Source organism: Kitasatospora sp. NPDC059571, assembly GCF_042735675.1.
In the GTDB taxonomy this organism is placed as follows: domain Bacteria; phylum Actinomycetota; class Actinomycetes; order Streptomycetales; family Streptomycetaceae; genus Kitasatospora.
On sequence record NZ_JBHWBW010000766.1, the window covers coordinates 1 to 1,990 of the forward strand.

Below are 1,990 nucleotides of genomic sequence, written 5' to 3' on the forward strand. Positions count from 1 at the left end.
CCGGGGGCGCCGCGCGGGGGGGGCGGGCCGCGGCGGGCGCGGGCGGCGGGGGGGCCGGGGCGGGGGGGGGGGCGTGGCGGCGCCTCGTGCGGGGCCCCCCCCCCCTCCGCCCCGGGGGCGAGGTCGAGTTCGGCGGCCGCGGTCGGCGTCAGGTCGGCCGCCAGCGGCACCGGGCCGGTCAGGTCCACCCGGACCTGGTCGCCGTGCAGGTCGAGGCCGGCCACGGTGAGCGGCCAGGCGTTGCGGGCGCTGGAGTCCGGGCGCTTGCGGTACAGCGTCACCGCGGCCGGCGGGAAGGCCACGAAGGCCGGGCCGCTCAGCTCCTCGGTGGTGGTCAGCACGGGCCCGTCCGGCAGCGTGACGGTACGGCCGTCGGCCGTGCCGCGGTACAGGTTGAGGCCGACCAGCCGGGCGATGTAGTCGGTGCGCGGGTGCCGGGCGATCTCCGCCGGGGTGCCGGCCTGCACCTGGCGGCCGTCCTCGATCACCACCAGCCGGTCGGCGAGCACCATGGCGTCCAGCGGGTCGTGCGTGACCAGTACCGCCACCGCCTCGAACTCCGCCAGGTGGCGGCGCAACTGCGCCCGTACGTCCAGCCTGGTCCGGGCGTCCAGCGCGGCCAGCGGCTCGTCGAGCAGCAGCAGCCGGGGGCGGACGGCCAGCGCGCGGGCGAGCGCGACCCGCTGGGCCTGCCCGCCGGACAGCCGTCCGGGCCGGGTCGCCGCGTGGTCGCCGAGGCCCATCCGCTCCAGCCAGGGCAGGGCCTCGGCCCGGGCCGCGGCCTTGCGCTGGCCCCGGCAGCGCAGCCCGAACGCGACGTTGTCGACGGCGCTGAGGTGCGGGAACAGCAGGTAGTCCTGGAACACCACGCCGACCGGACGGTCCTCCGCCGGGGTGTGCAGCCCGGCGGCCGGATCCTCCAGCACGGTGCCGTCCAGGGCCAGCCGGCCGGCGGTCAGCGGCAGCAGGCCGGCCAGGGCGCGCAGCGCGGTGGACTTGCCGGCGCCGTTCGGTCCGAGCAGGGCGACCGTCTCGCCGGGGGCCGCGGTCAGTGCGAGGTCCAGCCGGAAGGCGGCCCGCTCGACCTGCAGCAGGGCGTCCAGGGCCGGCGCGGCCGGCTTCGCGAGGCGGTTCACCGCGGTCTCCTGAGGGGGCGTCACGGGCTCGACATCCAGCGCTCGCGCAGCCCGGCCAGCACGGCGATCGAGACGGCGAGCAGCACCAGGCTGAGCGCGATCGCCGCCTCCGGATCGGACTCCATCGCCAGGTAGACGGCGAGCGGCATGGTCTGGGTGCGGCCGGGGAAGTTCCCGGCGAAGGTGATGGTGGCGCCGAACTCGCCGAGCGCCCGGGCCCAGGCGAGCACCGCGCCCGCGCCGATGCCGGGTGCGATCAGCGGCAGGGTGACCCGGCGGAAGGCGGTCAGCCGGGAGGCGCCCAGGGTGGCGGCCGCCTCCTCGTACCGGGGGTCGGCGGCGCGCAGCGCCCCCTCGACGCTGATCACCAGGAACGGCATCGCGACGAACGCCTCCGCCAGCACCACACCGGCCGAGGTGAACGGCAGGGTGATGCCGAACGCGGAGTCCAGCCAGCGGCCGACGATCCCGTTCCGGCCGAGCACGAGCAGCAGCGCCACGCCGCCGACCACCGGCGGCAGGACGAGCGGCAGGGTCACCAGGGCGCGGACGAAGCGCCGGCCCGGCAGATCGGTCCGGGCCAGCATCCAGGCCAGTGGCACGCCGAGCACCAGCGACACCCCCGTGGCCGCCGTTGCGCAGATCAGCGAGAGCCGCAGGGCCTGCCAGACCTCGGGGCTGGAGAGCTGCTCGGGCAGGGCGCTCCAGGGCGCCCGCACCAGCAGCCCGACCAGCGGGAGGACGAGGAAGACCAGCCCGAGCAGTGCGGGCAGCAGCAGGGCGTACGGCACCCGCCGCCGCCCGGCGCCCCGCGGGGCGGGGCCGGGCGCCCGGGTGGGCGGGGCGCCCGCGGC

At 78.2% G+C, this 1,990-nt stretch carries 2 protein-coding genes; both read right to left on the reverse strand.

Annotated features, from left to right (window positions below):
* A partial coding sequence (locus ACFV0G_RS38795) for an ABC transporter ATP-binding protein (RefSeq protein WP_380558441.1) occupies positions 1-1,136 on the reverse strand: 1,136 nt, incomplete at its 3' end.
* 20 nt (positions 1,137-1,156) lie between these two features.
* Positions 1,157-1,990 (reverse strand): ABC transporter permease (locus ACFV0G_RS38800; RefSeq protein WP_380558444.1); only part of this gene is annotated, 834 nt, incomplete at its 5' end.